The organism is Legionella lytica, from assembly GCF_023921225.1.
Lineage (GTDB): Bacteria > Pseudomonadota > Gammaproteobacteria > Legionellales > Legionellaceae > Legionella > Legionella lytica.
Map to the genome: position 1 here is coordinate 187,969 of NZ_CP071527.1, position 23,714 is coordinate 211,682.

The following is a 23,714-nucleotide window of genomic DNA, read 5'->3' on the forward strand; positions in this document are numbered from 1 at the left end:
GCCACTGCTATTCAGTCAAAACCGTAATCCTGGGCAAGTGCAGAGCTTCCAATATTTGGCTTTGTGCTTGTATCTGAGTTAGAGATGACATTTTTTCGCAACTTAAGGATGGGATTTCTTTCCAATGTTATAGACTGAGAGTGTTGAGATCAAATTTATCTATTTATAACCACATTGAATTTACAATGATTATTTGTGCCCATATTTTTTGCTGTGTGCTTTTAATTGAGCATCATATAAAGTACACTCCGCGTTTTTAATCAACGCTATTATTGAAATTATGACACCAAAAAAAGATAAAAAAGATAAAAAAGCCAGACAAGTGGGCTTTAATGATGTTCATACTGAAATTGTTCAAGAGGTTGAGCCTACTGCTGCAGTCTCTCGGTTTGTTAAAAATGTATACGGAAATGTTCGTGCTAGCACGAAAGATCGGAGCATCAGGGCGCTTGCGAAGCAGATTTACAGTGAATTTACTATGTATCTTGATCAGCTAGAGCAAGCAGATTTTCCAGCTCTGGAATTTTACGAAAATGATGCGACTAAAATAAAATACAGTGATCCTCGGATCACTACTTATTGTGTGCTGATGAAGTCTTTGATGACTAGGGACGCCACTTTATTCCTCTCGTCGTATCAAAATAATGAGATAAAATTCAGTGTCAGCGGTTCACCTGTTAGTCCGGAGAATAATTCATTTGCTCTATGGGGGATTTTTACCAGAGCAGCAGTTGCGGCAGTGCAAGAAGCCCTTCCTACGGCTGACTTAACGGTATGGGCTGTTCCCATGCAAAATGAGCTTGATGACATTGATTCTAATTCTCAAGATGCCGAAGAGTTATCTCTAGTTGTTCCATTGTTTGCTGACGAGTTGCCTCCTGAATCGGAATTACAAGAATCAAGCAGTCCAAGTCTTTCTTCTTTAGGTGTGCAAGATGAGCAAGAACTATCTACAAATACTTCATTGCTAACTAAAGAATTAGTTCCTGAACAGGAGCAGATGGAATCAATAAGCGCGGATTCTACTTCACCGACCTTACACGCTGAGCCACAATTGACTCAGGAGGAACTGGATAATTATGATTTTAATGCTTGGCAAGCACCTAAAGAGTTATCGGCTTTACGGGCCAGTATTAAAGCAATGCATACTTATGGTTTGCGCTTAAAAACAGCTTGTCCTCAAAAAGCAAATGCAGCCATGCAGTTGGCCGTAGAATTGACCAATGATTTGCAAAACTATTATGAAACGGCGGCTGAGGCGCGCAATGAAGAAGCGTTTAAAAATGAGTTTCATACTAAGCTGCATTCTCAAGATGAATTAATGTCTACTCACCGTAATTATAAGATGGTAGTCTTGGCTAATATAGCCATTGCCTTAACGGGCTTAGGTCTGGCCGTAATCGTTGTCTCTTTATTAGTTCGTGGACATGGCTTGTATAACTCAACTCAAGGCCAAAATAAAGTGAATGATATTGACCAGCAATTGGATAAATCGCTAATGGTAATGTAATTCGTCAGTGTTCACGGAGATGTCATTTATTAACATTAAATAAAAAACTGTCTCCCTTGTGAACAACGTGAGGCAATCCAGCATTGAGTGGCAACGCCGCATCATTCTGGGTTGCTGCGCCAAACTTGCAACGACGAAATTCACTTGACCCTTACTGTAGTTCTTAAGAGCTACGCCACTTGTTCCTTTTCGAGGATTATTTTTGATGAGTATATTTGAACTATTAAAGAAAATTTTTTGCTGTGGGAGTTCGACTGTTCCCCCTGAACAGCAGCCAATTTTGTCTGGAGCTGATTTTGGCAATAGCATTCCTAAGCAGGATACTTATATTTATATCGGCAACGCGGGTATAAACACAACTGTAGCTGAAGGTTTACAGGTAGATGAGGATGAGCACTTTTCCAGGACACCGCCTAATAACGCGGTAGGAACAGGTAGTACAACTCATTCTCCTGGTGTTTCTTTGGGTGTACATACTCCGAATTCTCGTTCGCAACATCGTCGTAGGTCTTCTTCGTCAGCATTCTTTGATGGTGAGCTGCCTTCATCAACAGCTGGTACGCCTCCTTCGCCCGGAGTTTCTTTAGGTATCTGCACTCCCACACATTCGCCAACTAAAGGTGGTAGTACCCATCCTTCTCCTGGTTTCTCTTTAGGAGTTTACACACCAGAGCATTCATCTACTAAAAGTGGAAGTGCCCATCCTTCCCCTGGTTTCTCTTTAGGAGTTTACACACCAGAGCATTTATCAACTAAAAGTGGTGGCACTCATCTTTCTCCTGGCTTCTCTTTAGGAGTGCACACACCGGTAGATTCGCCAACGAAAAGTGTTGGTAGTAATTTAGACTTTTCGTTGGGGACATCTGATGATGAGGACGATACATCTACACAGCAATTGGTGCTTTAATTGTAGGATGGGATTGATAATCCACAAACTCAAAATCTTCATAAACATAATCAAATAAGGAATTTGCTTTCCGTTTGATATGTAAGCGAGCCAAAGGGAATGGCTCTCTACTTAATTGGGTACGTGCTTGTTCCAAGTGATTTAAATACAAATGACAATCACCACCTGTCCAAATAAACTCCCCCGCTTCTAACCCACATTGTTCTGCCACCATATGCGTTAGGAGAGCGTAAGAAGCAATATTAAACGGTACGCCTAAAAAGACATCTGCAGAGCGTTGATACAATTGGCATGATAGGGTGTTATTGGCTACATAAAATTGAAACAGAGCATGGCATGGCATTAATGCCATTTGGTCCAGTTCTCCTACATTCCAGGCACTGACAATTAAGCGGCGGGAATCGGGATTTTTTTGGATTTGCTGCAGCACTTCACTGAGCTGGTCAATATGACGACCATCGGCAGTGGGCCAGCTGCGCCATTGTTTGCCATAGACGGGCCCTAAGTCACCATTGCTATCGGCCCATTCATCCCAAATAGAGACACCATTTTCTTTGAGATAAGCAATATTCGTGTCACCTTTTAAAAACCACAATAGCTCATGCACAATACTGCGCATATGTAGTTTTTTCGTGGTTACTAAAGGAAAGCCTTGGCGTAAATCAAAGCGCATTTGATGGCCAAAGACGGATAAGGTTCCCGTACCTGTGCGGTCTGTTTTTTCAGTTCCGTGTTGTAATATATGCTCTAATAATTGCAAGTATGTTTTCATTGTTCAGCTCGCCACCATAAAAAAAGCCCTAATAGTATCATAGGAGCGGATAAAATTTGACCCATAGTCAGCCAGTCAAATGCAAGATAGCCTAATTGAGGATCCGGCTGGCGGAAAAATTCCGCAATAATACGGCACACCGCATAACCGATTAGAAACATCGCGGATACTCGACCAGCAGGGCGGGGCTTGCTGGCATAGCACCAAACTAAGATAAATAAACCGATACCCTCTAAACCAAACTCATAGATTTCCGATGGATGGCGAGGCTGGTTATCAACATGGCTGTAAACCATGCCCCAAGGAACATCGGTTACGCGGCCCCAGAGCTCGCCATTGATGAAATTACCAACACGTCCCGCGCCAAGACCGATGGGGACTAAAGGCGCAATGAAATCACTGACTTCCCAGAAGGGGCGTTTGTATTTGCGCGCAAACAGCCATAAAGCGCCAATAACACCGAGCAAACCGCCATGGAATGACATTCCTCCCTCCCAAATTTTAAATAATGACAAAGGAGTATGGATTAATACGGGAAAATCGTAAAAGAGCATGTAGCCAACACGGCCGCCAATGATCACGCCTAGGGCAGCATAAAAAATCAAATCACTAATTTGGTCAGAATTCCAATCTAATTTATAGTGTTTCATGCGCCAATGAGCGAGAAGCCAGGCGCTAACAAAACCAATAAGGTACATTAAGCCATACCAATGTACTTGGATGGGCCCTAGTGAAAACGCCACTGGATTAATATAGGGATAGTAGAGCATAAGCGATAAGTTCCTTTAGAGAAGCATTTTTAATGAGGTTAAAATAAGCAATAGGATAAAGCCATACTTTAATTGATGGACTGGTAATTTGTAGTGTAACCTCGTTCCTATGGGGGCGAACATACTGCTGGTCGCGCCAACGAGAAGAATGGCTGGCCAGTAAACATAACCAAGAGTATAGGGGATTGCCGCTGTTTCACGGAGACCGATGATAATAAAGGTTATCGTACCAATCAGGGCAATCGTAAATGCACAGGAGTTGGATATGCCTGCAATTTTACGTGCAGGGATGCCATAGTGGGTCATGAGAGGAACAATTAAAATTCCTCCACCAACCCCGAGCAGTCCGGAGGTAAGACCGATAAAAAAGCAGATGAGAAAAATTATCGATTGTTTAGGAAATGATGTGGACTGCTCCTTGGGTTTATCGAACAGCATTTTGAGCGCAACAAACAGCAGAAAAACGCCAAAAAATATTTTTAACCAAGCATTCGGTATCTTCGCAGCGAGAACAGAGCCTGATATTGTCCCTGCGATCAGGCCTGGCCATAATTTTTTGAGTACTGACCACAGAATATTGCCGACCTTGTGGTGCGATCTGACTGCTGAAAGCGAGGTAATAATCATAATGGCTAAAGAGGTGCCAACGGCCACATGCATGAGCATATTATGAGGAATAATAGCCATGTGCTGAAAGACAAAGACTAAGCTTGGAATGACAACTAAACCACCACCAATTCCAAATAAACCAGCAACAATTCCTGTAAAGGCGCCAATTAATAAGTAAATGACACCATGAAGGATCGCACTCTCCACTATATAGATTTCCCAGCTCTAATTAAGCCGCCTAAGCCTTCTGCCTCCAATGCTTTTTCTAAATGCAGACGAATTTCTGCGGGATGTTCAAATTCAAGTACTTCAGCAAGAATTTTACGTGCATTGGCAATCGCAAAATTACGAATTACGTATTTCACACGGGGTAAGCTTGCAGAGTTCATACTTAAGGTATCAAAGCCCATAGCAATTAATAAAATTACGGCTAAAGGATCACTGGCCATTTCACCACAAATACTCACTTCAACTCCAGCTGCATGTCCTCCCTCAACAACTTTAAGTAAAACACGCAACATGGCAGGATGCATGGAGTCATAGAGGCTGGCCACGCGTGCATTATTTCTATCTACGGCTAAAAAGTATTGGGTTAAATCGTTACTGCCGACGGAAATAAAGTCGACCCGTTTGGCGATTTCGCGCGCAAGATAAGCGGCAGCCGGTACTTCAATCATCACCCCTAATTTGGGTTTGGCGATGTTACAGCCTTCTTCCAGTAATTCAGCATAAGCTTGGTCAATCAGATAAGTTGCCTCTTCGACCTCACTCAGGGTGGTCACCATTGGCAGCATAATACGCAAGTTATTTAATTCTTCACTGGCACGCATCATGGCTCGTACTTGCATAAGGAATACGTCAGGATGATCGAGGGTAACTCGTATACCGCGCCAGCCTAAGTATGGGTTATCTTCTTCTACTGGGAAATAAGGTAAAACTTTATCGCCACCGATGTCTAAGGTACGCATGGTTACTGGACGGGGGGCGAATGCTTTTAGGGTTTGGCGATAAATAATGGTTTGCTCATCTTCAGAGGGGAATTGATCTCGGCTCATAAAGGGAACTTCAGAGCGGTATAAACCAACCCCTTCTGCGCCCACACTCATGGATAGACCCGCATCCATAGCAAGTCCGGTATTAACTTGCAGGGAAATTTTATAACTGTCGATGGTTTCTGCCGGTTTATCGCGTAGACTGACCAAACTTTGATTGAGCGCCTGTTCTTCTTGTTCTAAAAGTTTAAATTCAGTTAATACGGTTTTTGATGGCGAAACATGTACCTGGCCAAAATAGCCATCGACAATAATGGCACGACGGTTAACATACTCTAGTTTTAAACCACGAACTCCCATCACGGTAGGCACGCCTAAGGCACGCGCTAAAATAGCTACATGGGAGTTATTTGAGCCCTTGGCAGAAACCACACCTGCTAAGCACCCCTCAGGTACTTCAGCAAGGGCCGCGGCGGTTACTTCATCGCCAATCAAAATAGTACGGTTTGGATAAACTAATTCTTCATGTTGCGACCATTGTAAGGCCGCCAATACCCGCCGCCCCAGATCCCGAAAATCACTAGCTCGTTCTCGCAAGTAGGAATCTTCCATACTTTCAAACTGAGCCACATGCTTTTTGATTACGGTGGCTAAAGCTGCTTGAGCACTGATTTTTTCTTCGCGAATTACATGGACGACTTCTGCACCTAAGCTGTCTTTATCCAGGATACGTAAATACACATCAAATAATGCATGTTCTTCTTCTGCAACCACGGCCTTCATGCGTCGCCCTAAGCGCTGCATGTCATCGCGAGTCGCTTCTAAGGCTTCATAAAAGGTGCTGATTTCTTCATCCAAGGTTTCTACTGGATGGCGAGGAACGGCATCAATATCCGCAGGGGGGTACACCACAACTGCAGTACCAATACCAATGCCAGGAACAGAACCAATTCCGGCTAAAGAGGTGGAGCTGGCTTCAATTTTTTCCACGCCACCCATCGGCTTGGGCTGGGTTAATTCAGCTAATTCACCAGTGGCTTCTGCATGGGCAATAATACCACCCAGCTGAGCCGCCAGCGTAATTAAGAAGGATTCTTCTATATCATCAAAACAACGTTGTTCCGTTTGCTGAATTATTAAGACACCGTAGAGTTTACGGTGTTGAATGATGGGAACCCCAAGAAATGCTTTAAAGCGCTCTTCACCCAATAAGGAATGATGATAAAAATCAGGGTGTGAGGGGGCGTCTTCCAGATTAATAGGTTCTTCACGTCGTCCGACTTGGCCAATCAAGCCACTGTCGAGGGAAACACGTACTCGAGACTCGGCTTGCTTATTTAAGCCTTCGGTCGCGATGAGTACGTACTCAGCATGTTTGGTATCAATAAGGTAAACGGAAACGGCCTCGGCATTAATGGCTTTATTAATTTGTTGCACCAATATGCCAAGGGCCTCAGAGAGCTGCTGGGCTGCGGTGACTTCTTGAACTATTCGTTTCAGTACCTTAAGCATCTACGCCAATGATTACCTCTTTTTCCGTTTCATACCATAGGGAGTACGACGATTTTTTTTTAATAAAGGTTCTAACTCTTTTAAGGCCTGAGAGTAAACCTGGCGCTTAAAAAAGATAACCTGCCCTTCTGGTTCATGAAAATCGATCCAACGCCAGCTATCAAATTCTGGCGAATCGCTCAGGTCCAGTTTTACTTTTTGTTCACTAGCAACCAGCTTTAGTAAAAACCATTTTTGTTTTTGGCCAATTACTAAGGGCTCACTGCCATGACGCAGATATTGTTTCGGAAGTCTGTACTTAAGCCAGCGCTTAGTAGAACCTATTATTTCAACATCTTCTTTATCTAATCCTATTTCTTCATGTAACTCTCGGAACATTGCTTGTATTGATGTTTCCCCAGCAGCTAGCCCACCTTGTGGAAATTGCCAGGCATCATGTCCACTTCTTCTTCCCCAAAATACTCTGTTTTGGTCGTTGACTAGGATAATACCTACATTCAACCGATAACCGGCACGATCAATCACCATGATGTCACTGTTTAGACTAAATCGCTAATACCTTGATTTTTCCATAAACTGCAAGAACTTGGCAATTAAATCCGTAATTATTATTAAAAAAAATATAACTATTACTAAAATCTTGAATCAATGGAGCTAATTAACACTCAGCTTGACCATATGGATAAATAAAACAAGGGAGCACTTTGCTTTAACCTTGTTCATGTTAGATATATAATTAGGACAAAATACTCAAAATTTAAAGTCTGATGAATAAACATATTTTAATTATTAACACTGGTGGAACGATCAGTTGTATTAAAACTGAAAATGGATATGAACCTGCACTGGGATATGTTGCTTCTGCTTTAAAGCAAAATCCATTATTAACGCATCAGGACTTACCGGAATATACGATCAAGGAATATCATCCCTTACTCGACTCATCAAATATGACCGTAAGCGATTGGAACCGTATCGCTAAAGATATTGCCGATCATTATGATGAATTTGATGGCTTCATTGTTTTTCATGGCACCGATACGATGGCTTACACGGCATCAGCCTTATCCTTTATGCTGGAGAATTTAGCAAAGCCAGTCATTATTACTGGTTCTCAGATTCCTTTATCTGAGGTGCGTAATGATGCAATCGATAACATTGTTACTTCGCTTTGGCTTTGTGCGCATCAACCTATTAACGAAGTATGTATTTATTTCAATCAGCATTTATTGCGTGGTAATCGTACGCAAAAGATTAGCGCGCAAGGTTTTAATGCCTTTGGCTCACCTAATTATCCGCATTTAGCAACCATAGGCATTGATATCAAAGTTCACCATGGGCTTTTATTACAGCCATCTGTAAATCCATTTCGTCTGCAAACGATTGAGCCGCAATTCATTGCTAATTTCCGGTTATTTCCCGGCTTTGCTTCCGATGTTTTAGCCTATATTTTAAATCAGCCTCTATGTGGTTTAATTTTAGAAACTTATGGGGCGGGAAATGCGCAAAATAATGATCCACGTTTTTTAAATTTGCTCAAAGATGCCTGTGCTCGAGGTGTTATTATTATTAATTGTACCCAATGTCAGCAAGGGCGGGTGGAAATGGATCAATATGCAACCGGACATACCTTAAAGCAGGCAGGGATTATTAGTGGTCATGATATGACTCCCGAGGCAGCACATTGTAAGCTACTCTATTTGTTGAGTAAAAAACTCGATATTCCACAAATAAAAACCATGATGGAAATGAATCTCTGCGGTGAGTTGAGGCCTTAATTTGCCCGAACTTTATTCCTAATGTAAATGCGCCATCATTGCGAATGTAGTACTGCAACCCAGGGCTTGGTGCTTCGAACTCCCGGGGTACAGCCTAACTTATTTCTTGCAATGACGGGTAATCAATTGAGCTATATTTTATAACCCGTTTTATTACATAGTGGCCGAGATTTTGGCTTTGCTGTCCACACACAAATCTTTAATATCTTCTTCCGCATTTTGCATCGCTGTTCTTAAGCGCCCTCTGCTGGGTTTAATCGGTGATGCTTTAACATTGAGGCCAAGCCCGGAAAATGACACAATGGGCAATGAGGCAACGGGCTTTGATTCTTCACAAATCTCTGTATTTTCGCGCATAATCGCTTTTATTGCGTCATTAACAAAGGTCAGGCAAAGATCCTTATACTCATCTCGTTCAGTATCTAAACCATCGAGTTTTTTCTTGCAATCGATAAGGTTTTTAATTAGACATTCTTCTTTTTTGGCGCGGATCTCTATAGGGGAGCTAGAAACTTTGCTCGCAATAGTATCAAGTGTTTTGGTAAAAATATCTTCTTCAACTGGACACATAATATTTTCACCTAAATAGTATGCCGCATAAAAGCAAAGAATATTGAATGGTTCCGTATTGTCTGCTAAATCCGTCAGTTTGAATGTTTGGGTGGAAATCAGATTATAAAATCGGTCTAATGTTGAATTGATATTGGTCAATGTCTTATTAAGATGTCCCCGATCCCATTGCTTGAGTTTTCTCTGCTCTTGCACAATCAGATCTGTATCAATAACTAATTTTTTTAGGGCTGCAAGACTTTTTTCGTCAGAATCCAGATTTTTGAAGTCGTCAATTTCTTTTTGTAAGCCGCGGGTTAGCTCCCGCTGTTTTTCAGAAAGTTCAGTATCTCTAAACCATTTGTAAAGGGTGCTTTTATCTTCGGCGATGGAGTCTTCAATCGACTTAAGTAAAACTCGATTAATTAGATCTTTAGCTGCTTTAACAAATATCGTCATTGCTCTACTCCTTTAAATGCAATTTGTTTATCATAAACAAACTTAATTTACTGATAACGTAAAAATTGCTTCATTGCATACCTGTTATTGTTTTTAACCTAGGGAATAACAAATCTCATGAATCTACACGTCGTAATATTAGCTGCAGGACAGGGTAAAAGAATGTACTCCAATACTCCTAAGGTGCTTCACCCTATTGCTGGAAAGCCCATGTTGGTTAGAGTAGTGGAAACTGCACAGCAATTAAACCCTGATGCAATCCATGTTATTTATGGTCATGGTGGTGAAAAAATTAAGAACTCACTCCCTGACTTACCTGTGCATTGGGTTCATCAAGCAGAACAATTAGGTACGGGACATGCATTAATGCAAGCGCTACCTCATATTCCACCACAAGCACAAGTTCTTGTTTTATCTGCTGATGTGCCACTTATTCAAGCCGATATCCTTCGATCGTTAGTTGAATGTAGCAAACCCGCGGATATTCATCAATCCGTTTTGGCACTTTTAGTTGCCCACCTTGAAAACCCTTTTGGTTTGGGGCGTATCATTCGAGATAGTCAAGGCAAAGTTTATGCCATTGTAGAAGAAAAAGATGCAAATGAGCAAGAAAAGAATATCAAAGAAATTTATACGGGCATTTGTTGCGCAAGCGCAGAAAATTTAGCGCATTGGTTGCCTCGATTAAGCAATAAAAATGCCCAACAGGAATATTACCTAACCGATATTATTGCCTTAGCGGTAGCTGATGAGTCCATCATTGCGACCTTAAAAACTAAGGATGTGTCGGAGATTAATGGGGTTAATAATCGTTTACAATTACAGCAATTAGAACGTGTCTGGCAACGGCGTGAGGCAGAGCGATTAATGCTGCAAGGGGTCGCCATTGCTGATGCGCACCGTTTTGATCTGCGCGGAGAATTAATTTGCGGTAAAGATGTATTCATTGATGTGAACTGTGTTTTCAATGGAAAGGTTGTGTTGGGTGATGGTTGCGTTGTTGGCCCCAACTGCGTGTTGACCGATGTAACACTTGGTGCTGGCACCGAAATTTATGCGAACAGTGTATTGGAGGAGTGTACCATTGGTGATGAGTGTGCAATAGGGCCATTCGCACGTTTACGCACTGGCACGCAATTAGCGGCAAAGTGTAAGATTGGTAATTTTGTAGAAACCAAAAAAGCAGTATTTGAGGAGGGCAGTAAGGCCAGTCACTTGAGTTATTTAGGTGATGTGCAACTAGGGAAAAAAGTTAATGTCGGTGCGGGTACGATTACGTGTAATTATGATGGGGTGAATAAGCATAAGACTGTGATTGAAGATGGGGCGTTTATTGGGTCGGATACTCAATTAGTGGCTCCAGTAACGATTGGTGCGCATGCCACTGTAGGTGCGGGCAGTACCATTCGTAAGAATGTTCCACCTGGTGAGTTGACCTTGACCGAATCAAAGCAAAAAACCATTTATGGCTGGAAGCGCCCAATTAAAAAAGATTAAGAGTAAGTGTAGCCTGAATGATGTGCCGCGTAATCTTTGATGCAGCGGCACTGAATGCCTGTATTATACTACGCTAATACGGGCTACGTTTTTACTGACATTGGTTTCAATTTGATTGCAAAATTTCAGAATCAAGGGCAGTAATAAGATCGTGATAAACAATTTATATTGCCAAACGTTGACGACTAAATTAATAATTTGATCGTAAGAATAAATCCCACCAAACAATAAGCTGTAGTCAATCAAACATAATAAAGAATTCGCACAGACATTCGCAATCAGGATGCGTAACGGCCGTTGTACCGCATGGCGCTTCAGATAATGTAGTAACAAGGCATTGCTCATAAAAGTTGCGGATAAGGTTAGAAATGTTGCTGGTAATCTTCGCATCATAATATATTGGTAAAAGGATTCTGAGTTACAAAAACAAGGTGATGGCAGAATAACAATGACCGATAATAAAATATCAAAAATTACTTGAGTGGCAATGATAATCAGGCTCAATTTTAAGTTTGCTTGATAGCCCCATAATTCACCAATCAAAGTACTAATCGCTAAAGTAACCGGAAAGAACAAGGCGCTGGCAGCTAAAATCCAGTGACGATTAACCAAGGTGACAATACGATACTCACAGGCTAGGCAAATCAACATAATCACTAGGGCAATGCCACTCAAATAATAACAGAGGGGAAACTGTTCATTATCACGTTGTACCAGAAATGGGAGCTGTAGGTATTTTAAATAAATCGCTAAATAGATAATGCCTATAACTAACAGCAAGGATGTGGCAATCATTAATGAGTCGAGCATAATTTGCTGAAAGTTATGAAGATGCTCGCCTAAAAATAAAAGGAAAAAATTTAAAATAAAAAAGCTCAAACCGCCAAATAATGCTAAAAGCATGCAGTGTTGAGGGGAGGAGAAAATCTTCGGAGCTTTGGCACTACACAAAAGATGAGGCACATAAAAACTGAGCACAAAGGAAATGGTTACTGCGAAGAATTTTTTGGGAAGATCATCAAACACAATTTGATAGACAGGATTTTCCCGCATATGTCCTACAGTGGGCAGGTTAATTAATACATAAACGCCAAGACAAAAGGCATATAAAGACATGAGTGAAATATTTAGTATATGTCGCTGCTCTTTTTGCGTGCATTTGCGTAATGCGATAAGGTAAAAACTCGCAATTATTGGGCAAATAATCGCATGAATAGAAAATACCAATCCCTTCGATACAACGATTTTAAATGAAACATTAATGAGCAAGGTCAGGAAGGTAACTAGACCTATAGTCAAGCATAAAAATCCTGGTGCTTTGGGAGTGGACAATATTCGATTCATATTCCGAGCATATTGAAAAGGTGTATTTTAATGGACTAATCCGCGCGCAAATATAGCACTAGAGTGGTTTAAATAGCAAGGTGTAATAAATTCAGCAAGATAATGGCCTGGCTATTTTAATCGAGTTGCAGGTAAGCAATTGATTTTACTAAGACCAACAGTTTTGGGGTTCATCTGAATGTAGGCAGACCTGTTAAGTCCAGCAACGGGAGAGGACAAATAATGTTTGCTGGGCTTACCAGCCCAGCCTACGTTTACTCTACAAATTGTTTAAAATTGACAACTTTAGGTAGTCGTCGCAGATAATTATTTAAAAATAATTGCTCTGTATGGCATTACTCAAAGACAATGACGTAGATTCTTGTGCTTTCTCCCTTCTTGTATTCGGTCTTCGATGAAATGAATGGATGTTTAATTCTCGATGGTTTTGGGCCGTGTCAATTTTTAAGTCGACCAGTGGCGGTGTTTCTGTGTTGAGAACCCGTAACTCTTGGTTTTCTTCCTGTATCGGTGTGTGATCTCGGGATTCATGTAATGAGGACAATTGCGAATCACTGGCAGTGGCCAGGGGTGGGGCTTCGCGTAATTCATGGCGTTGTAACCACTGTTGTAACGCTTGTACAAACTTCCAAAAATCCTCATCTGAACATAAGTTAATAAGGAATGTGGTGACTTTGGGAGAGAGCCCGTAGCGTTGATACAGCAGTTCAGGTACGGCATTTCTTATGGCCGTGGCAACTAAGGGTATGTGCGATCGGGTAAGGTTTGCTACAGGAATGCCAGCCATTTTTACAATATCGATAATATCGAGGCCGAGTTCGTGCATGTCTGGCCAAAAAATACGGAATACCGGGTCATTGACCGCCGCTTTGGAGTCGTAATAAATGCTGGGTGCAATTTTTTTGGCTACTATTTTTACAGGACCTGGTTTAGGTCTGTTTAATCGTTCTAAATCACTATTTAGTATTTCAGTGAGTCGTCTTAAAATATCGGGCACGGAAATGAATGGTTGTTTATTAGGTTGGGGTTGAAATAGTCGGGCAATTTCTGCTTTGGAACCAGAAATAATAACATCGGCTAAAAAGCCACTGGCTTTCCCATAAGCGACGACTGGATCTAATAAATCATACTTTCCTGGCTCAACATAGTCGATTTTCATCTGGGTGGCATTATTAATAAAAAGTAGCATTAACATGTGACGCATGGTTCTATGGACTGCATAAGTAGGTATGCCAACGGTGGATTGCAGCGCTTTGTCTAAAAGCATCTCTGTTACTACATAGGCTAAACCTAAAGACCATATTTTCGACCGTTCTGCTGACGCTCGGTGACGTTCGCAACGATCTAAATTTGCGCCACGAGTGATTAAATCACCCGCAAAGCCTGTTTTTAAGATTAAAGCGACAATTTCGCCAGCATAGGGTAGGTAACTTACTCCCCCAGTTAATAAATCATTTAAAAATAATACGAAAAATTCACGAAGCGAGCCTTTGACCTTACGTTTAAAATTACAATGTTCCCGTTCACATGGTGTAAGTTCTTTAGTTTTAGGCTTTGGTTTTGTCGTATTAAATGCAGCAGCACCCATGGTATCAATGGCCATGGTCTGCGCGAGCATATGAGATGAACGTTGAGTAGTCCATCCCCAAACTGCCCAGTCTATGGCTGTGGCGGCAGGAATCACCATGGCATTGTATAACAGAGAGGCATCTTCTTCATTGTCACGTCCGTTTCTAACGGTTGTTTGCAAGGATGCATTGGCCATATTGATTAGGATCAAGGGCGCAATTTGGTAGACCGCGATCTTAGTGGCTGCTTTAACTATTTTATATGATTGCTCTGAGCCTAGTGCTGGAAGTGATGTTTTTAACGCTTGCACTTGCTCTAATGTTGAAAACATCATATTGAATGCAAAGGTGGAGACTTTGACCGCGGGGGTGTAGGTCCAGTCCCAAATCCATTTTACACTGTCAGTAACAGTATCCTTTGCTATTTGTGCTCCATTTACGATTGTATTCCACCATCCCATAATATTTCTCCCTGAAACCTCGAAAATTTATTCTAGGGGCAAAAATTGAGGAATGCTATACCCTTAAACAATCATTTTTACATAGTGTAGAAATTTCACGAACAATGGAGGGATATCTTTCCAGTAAGGTTTTTTTCTGAGCATTTATGGGAGGTTTTTATCGGTAAATTCACATAGGTCTTGGATAAGGCAGGTGCTGCACTTAGGTGCGCGTGCAGTACATACATAACGCCCATGCAAAATTAACCAATGATGGGCATCCTGTAAAAATTCTGCGGGTATGTTTTTGATTAGCCCATGCTCAACCGCTAGAGGAGTTTTACCTTTAGCAATGCCAATACGATTGGCGACACGAAATATATGAGTATCTACAGCCATCGTTGGTTCGCCAAAAGCGGTATTCAATACCACATTTGCTGTTTTACGCCCAACACCTGGTAAGGCTTCGAGTGCTTCGCGTTCTCTTGGAACTTCTCCATGATGATGCTGAATTAATAAGGCACAGGTCTTGATGATATTTTGCGCTTTACTATTATAAAGGCCAATTGATTTAACATATTCTTTTAATTGGTCCAAACCTAAATTTAAAATGCCCTGAGGTGTATTCGCTACTGGAAATAATTTTGCAGTAGCTTTATTGACGCTGACATCTGTTGCTTGGGCTGAAAGAATAACGGCAATTAATAGCTCAAAGGGTGAGTGATAAACTAACTCTGTAGTTGGGTGAGGATTTTGTTCACGAAAACGAGTAAAAATTTCTCGAATCTTTTGTTTATTCATGCGTCTTTTTTGCCTTAACGCGGGCCAGGGCTTGTTGAATATAATCTTGTTTGGCTTTAATGTCTTGCGATTGATTGGCCGAGTTTTTTGTTAACAGTCGTTTTTCTCGATAAGCCTGTTGCTTTTGATGCTCATCACGTAATAAGCGCGTTTGTTTGTCATTAAAGCGCTGACGAGCCAAATCTTTATCATAACTCGGTTCTGGTAGCGTTAGCATTTCAATACAGTCCACAGGACAGGGGGTTACGCATAAACCACAACCAGTACACTCATGACTAATGATGGCATGCATTAATTTGCCGCTTCCAATAATGGCATCTACAGGGCAGGCTTTAATACATTTCGTACAACCGATGCAATCCGCTTCACGTATAACAGCTACGGATGGTTCTCGGGTATTTGCTATCGCTTCATCAAGATAGGGGCTTGCATCAAGATTTAGTAAGGCGGCTAACGCCTTAACCGTTTTCACCCCACCAGGAGGGCATTTATTAATCGTAGCGCTGCCTTGCGCCAACGCTTCGGCATAAGGCAAGCATCCCGAATAATTGCACTCGCCACATTGAGTCTGTGGCAATAGAGCATCGATTTCTTTAACTGAGGGCATTAGTCACCTGTTTAGATTGCTCGAGCATGGCGTCTATTTTTTCTTTTTCAACACGAGTTATTAATGGTTGGAATTGGTTAAGCTGATGATTTAACAAGGGGGCATCGATTGCTGTCCAAGTTAATGGTTCGCAATTTAAAAATTGTTCTGCAGCTTGCGCCATCATCGGTAATACGGGTTTCAAATAGGTCATTAGCACGCGGAATAAATTAATGCCCATGGTGCAAATATCTTGAACTTCTGGCAAACGCCCTTCTTCTTTAGCCAGTACCCAGGGTTTATGCGTATCAATGTATTGGTTTACTTTATCTGCGCAATCCATAATGAGGCGAATGGCGCGTGCATAATCACGCGTTACATAGGCATCAATAATGGCTGGGCGCATTTCCAATAATTCCGCATATAATTGCGGCTCGCTTAGGGTATTACTTAAACGGTTTTCAAAGCGTTTATTAATAAAACCGGCACAACGGCTGGCGATATTTACTACTTTGCCCACTAGGTCAGCATTAATACGGTTGGTGAAATCTTCAAAATTCAAATCCAAATCGTCAACGCGACCATTGAGTTTTGCCGCAAAATAGTAACGCAAATACTCAGGATGTAGATGATCCAAATAGGTGCGTGCTTCAAGGAAAGTTCCTCGAGATTTAGACATCTTTTGCCCATCAACGGTTAAAAAGCCATGGGTATATACCGCCGTAGGCAGACGATGATCGCTGGCAGCAAGCATTGCAGGCCAGAATAAGGCATGGAAATAAACAATATCTTTCCCTACGAAATGATATAATTCGGTTTTAGAATCTTTATCCCAGAATTCAGCAAAAGAAATGCCTTGCTCATCGCAGTATTTTTTGAAACTGGCCATATAGCCTATAGGAGCATCTAGCCAAACATAAAAATATTTATCCGTGGTTCCAGGAATAGGGAAGCCAAAATAAGGAGCATCTCGAGAAATATCCCATTGTTTTAAACCCGCAGCAAACCACTCATCGAGTTTGTTCGCTACCTCAGTTTGTAGGTGCCCATTGCGTGTCCAGTCTTTTAGTAAGCTTTCAAAACGAGGTAAATCAAAAAAATAATGTTCTGAGTCTTTCTCGATGGGTTTGGCTCCTGAGATTGCCGATACCGCATCAAGGAGATCCGTTGGTGAATAAGTAGAGCCACAAACCTCACAGTTATCACCATATTGATCCTTCGCACCGCACTTAGGGCACGTTCCTTTTACATATCGGTCTGGCAGGAACATTTGTTTCAGCGGGTCAAAGGCTTGGCGAATCGTTTTTTTAACAATGCTGCCACTTGCCTGTAGTTTTTCATAAATAGCAGAAGCTAATGCCTGATTTTCAGGGGAATGGGTCGTATGATAACAGTCATAATCGATAGCAAAACGCTTAAAATCATGCTCGTGGCTTAATTTAATTTCTGCAGTGAGGGCTTCAGGAGTAATGCCCATTTGTTCTGCTTTTAACATAATTGGGGTGCCATGTGCATCATCGCCGCAGACACTGATACATTGAATACCTAACATTTTGTGCGTACGCACCCAGACATCGGTTTGAATATGTTCTACCAAATGCCCTAAATGCAGATGTCCATTTGCATAGGGAAGGGCACTAGTGACTACCATTTTACGTTCTGTATGGTTTATTGACATGCTCAATGACTCCTCATCACCCATAAATATGTCGTAGGTATAAAACGCCCGATTATAACGCAAATAGGGATTAAATGCTGCAAGTAAACTGGGGGAGAATAAAAAACGCGGCTAGAGCCGCGTTTTAAGTGAATAGTTTGTTATAGTATTAGACAACTTGTAGTGTATTGCCAGTATCTAGGCCAGGATCTTCTGCCTCTACTTTAGCGTTTTGATAGAGCGAAGGAGTATGCGCAGGCTCTACAGTTGACATTTGCTTTGGGGCGGTTGGATTGGCAGTTAAACGAGTCATCAGTCTTGGGCTACCATTTGCTAGCGTTTGTTGTTCTTCTTGGGTGCTCTCCTCTGGAACTTCAGGTTGAGGGTTACACGCCTTTTTAATCGCAGAGATAAAATTAACCACGGATGCACCCACATAAGACGCTACTGAGGTCGCAGCAAAAGCTAAACTAGCAGCAAAGCCCATTTGTAGTAGTGGATCGGCACCAACAATACCTGCAATGGAATAGCCATAAATGGCATAATCAGCTATGAATGTTAGAGCTGCAGGCCATAAGTACAGTGTTAAACCAACGGCACCACCAACAGCTAACGATGCCCAAAAAGCGGTAGATATTGCTGCTTTATGATTTTCAATAAAACTAGAGATTCCTCTTCCTAATGCCCCGATACCTTTTAAAACCAAGCCTAAAAGCCCAGGAAATTCGATTGGTTTCCCTTCTTTGTCTTTTTTAATGTTACCGTCTTTATATTTTTCACTAGCGCCAAAGACTAATTTAGTTATACCAAATAATATAGTTCCCGGAAGTTCTACTGCGCCAATGGCAAAGTTTTTTAATCGTCCCATATATTCACTCCATGATAGTTATAAATCGTCACAAATCATAACAACGATTCGTAACGTCGTGAATCAAAAATGTTCAATTTGTTGTAACAAAAGTGTAAATCCAACGCTAGCCCTAGCTCATATGTCAGTGTAATACGTAAATAGCTCTAGGCTATTGATATCGTGTCGGGTCACTGACATTGGCACCAGCGAAACCTCGTTTTCTAAAAGTACAACTATCGCAATGGCCACAGGCTTGGCCTGCATCATCTGCTTGATAACAGGAAACCGTCAAACTGTAATCTACTCCCAAACCTAAGCCTAACTCAATAGTTTTAATTTTACTTAAATGCTGTAAGGGGGTATGGATCGTAAATGAGTCACCGTTGACCCCTGCTTTAGTTGCTAAATTGGCTAAAGTTTGAAAAGCGGCGATAAATTCGGGGCGACAATCTGGATAATGAGAATAGTCTACAGAGCTTGCACCAATGTAAATATCTCGGGCGCCAATTGATTCGGCAAAGCCCAACGCCATTGCTAAGAAAATAGTATTGCGTGCAGGAACATAGGTAACCGGAATTTCTGAGCTATCTTGGAAGTTGGGAACCTCAAGTGAGGAGTCCGTTAAGGCGGAATGACGAAATAACTCCGTGTCCAAATTAACAATTTTATGGCTTGCTACTTGATAATGTTGGGCTATACGCGTTGCAGCCAGTAGTTCAGTGGTATGTCTTTGTCCATAGGAAAAACTCATCGCGTGACATTCAAAATTCAGTGATTTAGCTAGAGCAAGGCAGGTTGTTGAATCTAAGCCGCCTGATAACAGTACAACCGCTTTTTTCATAATATGCATTCTCGAACAGGTTGGGTCATTGCTGGTAATTTTACCATAGTTCACAAAAAGTGGTTGACTTTTCTTAAGCACTTGAATGTTTTATGCCTAATATATGAAAGATAGCGCAAATTTTAGTATCAAATGTGTAAATCGATGCAGGATTCGCTTGTGGCCAAAATGATTGCTATGTTATAAAAAAGAGCATACTTATTTTTTTTACTACTATTATTAAAAGAAAGAATGAGTCGCCAAGTAATATCTTAACTTTAGAGGTGACATTATGATAACAAGCAGCGGAATTCTTCAATCCTATCTTATCGATTCGCTTAATGCGAAGAATAAGTTACGCCATGAAGAATTGCTGAAACGTCACCACGAAGAGTTACTTAAAAATAATCTCTATTCTGTCGATGGTGGCTTTCTTACTCCCTTAAGTTTTTATGCGGGTATTTTAGCAGATACGGATGAAATTTTGATTTCGTATATGAGTCCAGAACAAAAAGCTCAACGAACCCATGATCTGCAAGTAGCCTATTTATTGCTACTCACACAAAAAGAGTATGAGTTACGACATCAAAAAACTGAAAATAGAGCGGAATATATCGAGCAGATCAAAAAATGTGAAACCATGTTGGATAAACTCAATCCAGCTTGGCAAGAGCGCATTGATAAAGCACCAGAGCAAGCTCATTTTTCGGATGGTAAGCCTGTCAAATACTTAGGGATCATGTTGGGTAAAGAATTTGCTCAACAATTAGTTGATTCTGGAAAATGTAAAACCATTAGAGAGTATGTCGGTGCCTTAAACGGCAAGCGTTTGTATTGGGTATGGGGATCTTCATTTTTAAAAACTATGCTGAGCTTGGTGCCTGAAGGTTTTCGTAACGCAGTACAAGCTGGAGAGATAGTTAAAATTCCAGATCCTTACACCGGCTGTTTAAGTTGGGGCTTATATTATTTCCGTTTTTCAATGAATTTCTTTTTATTGCTTAAACATACGGTTCAGCATCCTTGGATGAGCCAAGATGAAATTGATGAGGGATTGTTTAACCGTTTTAGCACTCAATGGACGCAACGTAAATTTACGTTGTTGAATGACTCGCTATGGGCAACTGCGAATTTACTGTGCTTCTTTTGGTTGACTGGTAAAGGCGTATTGGGAACTGCGGGAGATGCTCTGACCGTCGTTTTGTTATTATTCGATACAAGTGTGGCACTTTGGGACTTTGCAGAGCAACAAACCCTGCATAAAGCGCAAATCCAACAATATGAGCATGATATTGGATTATTAGATGCAGAAATAAAAAAACTAATTGGTGATGACGACGAAAGTAAGGCCCAAATGCTGCAACTGGAAATGCAAAAAAATGCCTTAGAACGTGATAAAAAAGAGTGTATTAGCAATTGGGCTCTACAAAAAATTGGTTTGTACACCAATATTGCCTATGCTGCAGGCTTAATGGCTGCATTTGTGGTGATGACAATGCCTTTTGTTCCGATTGCTGCTGGCTTGGCTTCTACGCTTGGCGTGGTTGGTGCGGTGGTTTGTTTTGCAATGACCGTTATAAATAATGCCGTTCAGAGTGGTATCGAAATCCATAAGACGAAATCTGCTTTACAAAATAATGAAGACAACTTTATGGTGCAGGTAAACTTATTGAAGAAGCAAGTATTTCTTAAAAAACTAAAGTTTCCTGATGATGCAAAGAAATTGCTATTTTTAGAAATAAAAAGACTGGATGCAAAAACAGAGTATCAACAACAAACGGTTAGTTTACAGATAGCCCATTTAATCCGTTCCATCATCTTGGAAGCATTTATACCTGCAGCAATTTTTTCTTGTTTGGTATTTATGCCGCTGGGTATTGGCTTAGCTGCACTTGCCGGAGGACTTGCTTTGGCAATGGCTTCTAATTTGTTAATTAACGCCTCATTTACTCCTGATGCAGAAATGCTGAAGGTAAAACCCTTTGATGTAAATGAATATAATGGGTTTTGCGCTCTACTTCAGGAAGATAAGTCATCTAAGGATTATCATGCATTCTTTAAAAGCAAAGCTGCTGTTTTAACGTACGAAGCTCAAACCTTAGCGGCTGAAGATGATTCTTGTCTTGATGGAGATATTCGTCCTACGCTTTGATCTTAAAAATCCTGGTTGCTTGCAACCAAGTATCGACGACCGAATTACCGTGGCTTGGCCGCGGTAATTTAAATTTTGCCACTATTTAGCACCCCTAGTTCAAAATTTTATCATTAAAAATCATAAGGTTAGTTTGATTTAAGAAAGGCTGGCTTTCAGATAAGTCTTATGTATAATTGCTGCATCAAGCTCTTTCGGAGGGTAAGCAATGATAAAATCTAGCGTTTCCTGCTTGTTTTTTGTTTCATTGAGCGTGAATGCCGCAGGTGGTTGCGATATGAACGCCGGGCTTTCTGATTCCAATGTTTTAGCTCTTAGTTCCCAACCTGGGTTTTGCCAAACCTACGGTTATGAGGCTGGTAAGCCTGAATGCACCCATTTATCTAAAGATTCTTATCAAGCGCGTCATCTCACCTTACATGGTTTATGGCCCAATCAGAATGCTTGTGGACAAAGTTATGGTTTTTGTGGCGTTTCGCAACGCAATAATCATTGTGATTATGCTCCCCTTGATTTATCGACCGATGTGGCTGAAAACTTACAAACAATGATGCCTAGTTATAAGTATGGGAGTTGTTTGGAGCGCCACGAATGGAACAAACATGGAAGTTGTCAGGCTTTAGTAGCCGATCAATATTTTGCCCTGGCTATGAGATTGGCCAGCGAGATGGACCAATCGGCTTTTGGAAATTATATAACAGAAAATTCCGGTAAAACCGTAAGTCGAGTGTCATTACGCAAAAGGCTTGATGAATCTTTGGGTAGCAAAAACGCAGGTAAAGTTTATTTAGGATGTAAGCGTGGCATATTAGTCGATATTTATATTGAACTCCCCGCATTAATTCCTTTCGATGAGCCTTTAGAGTCCTTAATTGATAGGGCACCTAATTACCATTACCATGATTCTTGCCCTGCAAACGTAAAAATTTCTGATTTTACCAAGGGTGCTTTTTTTTCTTGGACTGGGGAAAAAAGGGTTAATATAGGTTAGCACGGAATACACCGTCATTCCGCGTGATGTGCGGGATGGCGAATGACAATAGCTCCTCAGAAAAAACAGTAACAAAATTCTAGATTTAAGCGAATTTATCGCCTTGCACATTGAGAGAACTTCCTCTAATGTAGAGGGATTATAAATCCAGGAATGATGATTATGTTAAAGCGGTATGGTTCATTGATTTTAATTGCTTTTTTATTGGCATCTTGTGCCCATCATGGCGTTAAAAGAACCCCGGTGGCTGTTCAGCCGACAATTTATAAGAGTACAACCCAATATAAACCCGTACCTGGTTTTTCTCAGGTGGAGGCTCAAGGGCAAATCAATCTAACGCTGCATACAGGTTATCGTAAACCTCAAGTTGTGTTAAGAGGAGATCCTCGTGATTTAGAGCAAGTAAAGGTGTTCGTATCCTTAAATACGCTTCACGTCGTTTTAGGCAAAGGATTTCCACATCATGGGGCTGTCCATGCCGACATTCAAGGACCGTATCTCGCTCGCTTTAGCTTTAAGGGAGAGGGAACAATTACGGGCAGTCAATTACGTACGGGCTCGTTGGATCTCTTCATTGCCAATAGCGGAACCACACGGCTAGGAGGTTCTATAGGTTTGCATCAGCTCGTGGTTGCCGGTAATGGGTTTACCGAGATCAGTGGCGTTAATAGTTCCGATGTAAAGATTACCTTCCTACAAGGTTCACCCAAAGTCCAATTATCCGGGGTGGCAAATATTACAACTCTAAATATGAAAAGCGACGCGTGGTTCAGCATGTACTGGCTTAAGAGTGATAGTCTGACCATTCGTGCTAAAGACAGAGCACGCATCCAATTAGCAGGTACTGCAAATCGTTTGGATGTGGAGTTATGGGGACGTGCGCATTTCAAAGGACGTTATTTACGCGCACAGCGTAGTTTTGTAAGAACTCATGGCCATTCGATTGCGGAAATTTCTTCAGTGAATCATCAAAGTACTTTAGCAACCGATGCCAGTGATATTTTTTACTATAATCTGCCGAATACTCGCGAAGACTTCATGGCCTATGATGGTTCTGTATTAGATATGCGTGAGTGGGATCGTTTGAATTTACGTGACTTTGACCCTTATAACAAACAATTCCCATAATGTGTCTGGTTGCTTGCAACCA

20 protein-coding genes are annotated in these 23,714 nt (G+C 41.3%); 7 read left to right on the forward strand and 13 right to left on the reverse strand.

What is annotated here, in order from left to right:
• Positions 1 to 280: 280 nt before the first annotated feature.
• A complete protein-coding gene (locus tag J2N86_RS00745; protein ID WP_252580296.1) occupies positions 281 to 1,510 on the forward strand; it encodes a hypothetical protein in 1,230 nt (409 codons plus the stop codon).
• A gap of 205 nt (positions 1,511 to 1,715) precedes the next feature.
• Complete coding sequence (locus tag J2N86_RS00750; RefSeq protein WP_252580297.1) at positions 1,716 to 2,417, forward strand: hypothetical protein; 702 nt, start codon at positions 1,716 to 1,718, stop codon at positions 2,415 to 2,417.
• Here the strand turns inward: J2N86_RS00750 and thyA are convergent.
• The 5 genes from thyA to J2N86_RS00775 are packed head-to-tail and all read right to left on the reverse strand — an operon-like array spanning position 2,395 to position 7,600.
• Complete coding sequence (gene thyA, locus J2N86_RS00755) at positions 2,395 to 3,189, reverse strand: thymidylate synthase (protein WP_252580298.1); 795 nt, start codon at positions 3,187 to 3,189, stop codon at positions 2,395 to 2,397. The genes J2N86_RS00750 and thyA overlap by 23 nt on opposite strands.
• The gene (lgt, locus tag J2N86_RS00760) at positions 3,186 to 3,959 is read right to left on the reverse strand and encodes a prolipoprotein diacylglyceryl transferase (RefSeq protein ID WP_252580299.1); all 774 of its coding nucleotides are present in this window, start codon (positions 3,957 to 3,959) and stop codon (positions 3,186 to 3,188) included. The genes thyA and lgt overlap by 4 nt, the downstream gene beginning before the upstream one ends.
• Positions 3,960 to 3,974: 15 nt before the next feature.
• The gene (locus J2N86_RS00765) at positions 3,975 to 4,775 is read right to left on the reverse strand and encodes a sulfite exporter TauE/SafE family protein (RefSeq protein ID WP_252580300.1); all 801 of its coding nucleotides are present in this window, start codon (positions 4,773 to 4,775) and stop codon (positions 3,975 to 3,977) included.
• The gene (ptsP, locus tag J2N86_RS00770; RefSeq protein WP_252580301.1) at positions 4,775 to 7,072 is read right to left on the reverse strand and encodes a phosphoenolpyruvate--protein phosphotransferase; all 2,298 of its coding nucleotides are present in this window, start codon (positions 7,070 to 7,072) and stop codon (positions 4,775 to 4,777) included. The genes J2N86_RS00765 and ptsP overlap by 1 nt, the downstream gene beginning before the upstream one ends.
• 12 nt (positions 7,073 to 7,084) lie before the next feature.
• A complete protein-coding gene (locus J2N86_RS00775; RefSeq protein WP_252580302.1) occupies positions 7,085 to 7,600 on the reverse strand; it encodes an RNA pyrophosphohydrolase in 516 nt (171 codons plus the stop codon).
• Between the two features lie 239 nt (positions 7,601 to 7,839).
• Here J2N86_RS00775 and ansA point away from each other — a divergent pair, with 239 nt between their 5' ends.
• Entirely contained in the window at positions 7,840 to 8,850 is a 1,011-nt protein-coding gene (gene ansA, locus J2N86_RS00780; protein WP_252580304.1) for an asparaginase, read from the forward strand.
• 153 nt (positions 8,851 to 9,003) lie between these two features.
• Here the strand turns inward: ansA and J2N86_RS00785 are convergent, their stop codons facing one another.
• Positions 9,004 to 9,858, reverse strand: a complete 855-nt coding sequence (locus J2N86_RS00785) for a hypothetical protein (protein WP_252580306.1) — start codon at positions 9,856 to 9,858, stop codon at positions 9,004 to 9,006.
• Positions 9,859 to 9,975: 117 nt separating this feature from the next.
• Here J2N86_RS00785 and glmU point away from each other — a divergent pair, with 117 nt between their 5' ends.
• Entirely contained in the window at positions 9,976 to 11,355 is a 1,380-nt protein-coding gene (gene glmU / locus J2N86_RS00790; RefSeq protein WP_252580307.1) for a bifunctional UDP-N-acetylglucosamine diphosphorylase/glucosamine-1-phosphate N-acetyltransferase GlmU, read from the forward strand.
• A gap of 63 nt (positions 11,356 to 11,418) precedes the next feature.
• Here glmU and J2N86_RS00795 read toward each other — a convergent pair whose 3' ends face one another.
• The 7 genes from J2N86_RS00795 to queC form a co-directional block, all read right to left on the reverse strand.
• Positions 11,419 to 12,699, reverse strand: coding sequence for a VUT family protein (locus J2N86_RS00795; protein ID WP_252580308.1), 1,281 nt, complete (start codon positions 12,697 to 12,699; stop codon positions 11,419 to 11,421).
• Between the two features lie 310 nt (positions 12,700 to 13,009).
• Positions 13,010 to 14,728, reverse strand: coding sequence for a hypothetical protein (locus J2N86_RS00800; protein WP_252580309.1), 1,719 nt, complete (start codon positions 14,726 to 14,728; stop codon positions 13,010 to 13,012).
• A 144-nt stretch (positions 14,729 to 14,872) separates the two neighbouring features.
• A complete protein-coding gene (gene nth / locus J2N86_RS00805) occupies positions 14,873 to 15,508 on the reverse strand; it encodes an endonuclease III (RefSeq protein ID WP_252580310.1) in 636 nt (211 codons plus the stop codon).
• The gene (locus J2N86_RS00810; protein ID WP_252580311.1) at positions 15,501 to 16,115 is read right to left on the reverse strand and encodes an RnfABCDGE type electron transport complex subunit B; all 615 of its coding nucleotides are present in this window, start codon (positions 16,113 to 16,115) and stop codon (positions 15,501 to 15,503) included. The genes nth and J2N86_RS00810 overlap by 8 nt, the downstream gene beginning before the upstream one ends.
• Positions 16,102 to 17,745 carry a methionine--tRNA ligase gene (gene metG, locus J2N86_RS00815; protein ID WP_407658998.1) on the reverse strand — a complete coding sequence of 548 codons (1,644 nt, stop codon included), beginning with the start codon at positions 17,743 to 17,745 and terminating at the stop codon, positions 16,102 to 16,104. Before metG ends, J2N86_RS00810 begins: the two co-directional genes overlap by 14 nt.
• 175 nt (positions 17,746 to 17,920) lie before the next feature.
• Complete coding sequence (locus J2N86_RS00820) at positions 17,921 to 18,619, reverse strand: hypothetical protein (RefSeq protein WP_252580313.1); 699 nt, start codon at positions 18,617 to 18,619, stop codon at positions 17,921 to 17,923.
• A 151-nt stretch (positions 18,620 to 18,770) separates the two neighbouring features.
• Positions 18,771 to 19,442 carry a 7-cyano-7-deazaguanine synthase QueC gene (queC, locus tag J2N86_RS00825; protein WP_252580314.1) on the reverse strand — a complete coding sequence of 224 codons (672 nt, stop codon included), beginning with the start codon at positions 19,440 to 19,442 and terminating at the stop codon, positions 18,771 to 18,773.
• Positions 19,443 to 19,713: 271 nt separating this feature from the next.
• Between queC and J2N86_RS00830 the strand changes: the two genes are divergently transcribed.
• From J2N86_RS00830 to J2N86_RS00840, 3 genes are all read left to right on the forward strand, one after another.
• The gene (locus tag J2N86_RS00830; protein WP_252580315.1) at positions 19,714 to 21,573 is read left to right on the forward strand and encodes a hypothetical protein; all 1,860 of its coding nucleotides are present in this window, start codon (positions 19,714 to 19,716) and stop codon (positions 21,571 to 21,573) included.
• A 208-nt stretch (positions 21,574 to 21,781) separates the two neighbouring features.
• The gene (locus J2N86_RS00835) at positions 21,782 to 22,564 is read left to right on the forward strand and encodes a ribonuclease T2 family protein (protein ID WP_252580316.1); all 783 of its coding nucleotides are present in this window, start codon (positions 21,782 to 21,784) and stop codon (positions 22,562 to 22,564) included.
• Positions 22,565 to 22,726: 162 nt separating this feature from the next.
• The gene (locus J2N86_RS00840; RefSeq protein WP_252580317.1) at positions 22,727 to 23,692 is read left to right on the forward strand and encodes a GIN domain-containing protein; all 966 of its coding nucleotides are present in this window, start codon (positions 22,727 to 22,729) and stop codon (positions 23,690 to 23,692) included.
• Positions 23,693 to 23,714: the final 22 nt, after the last annotated feature.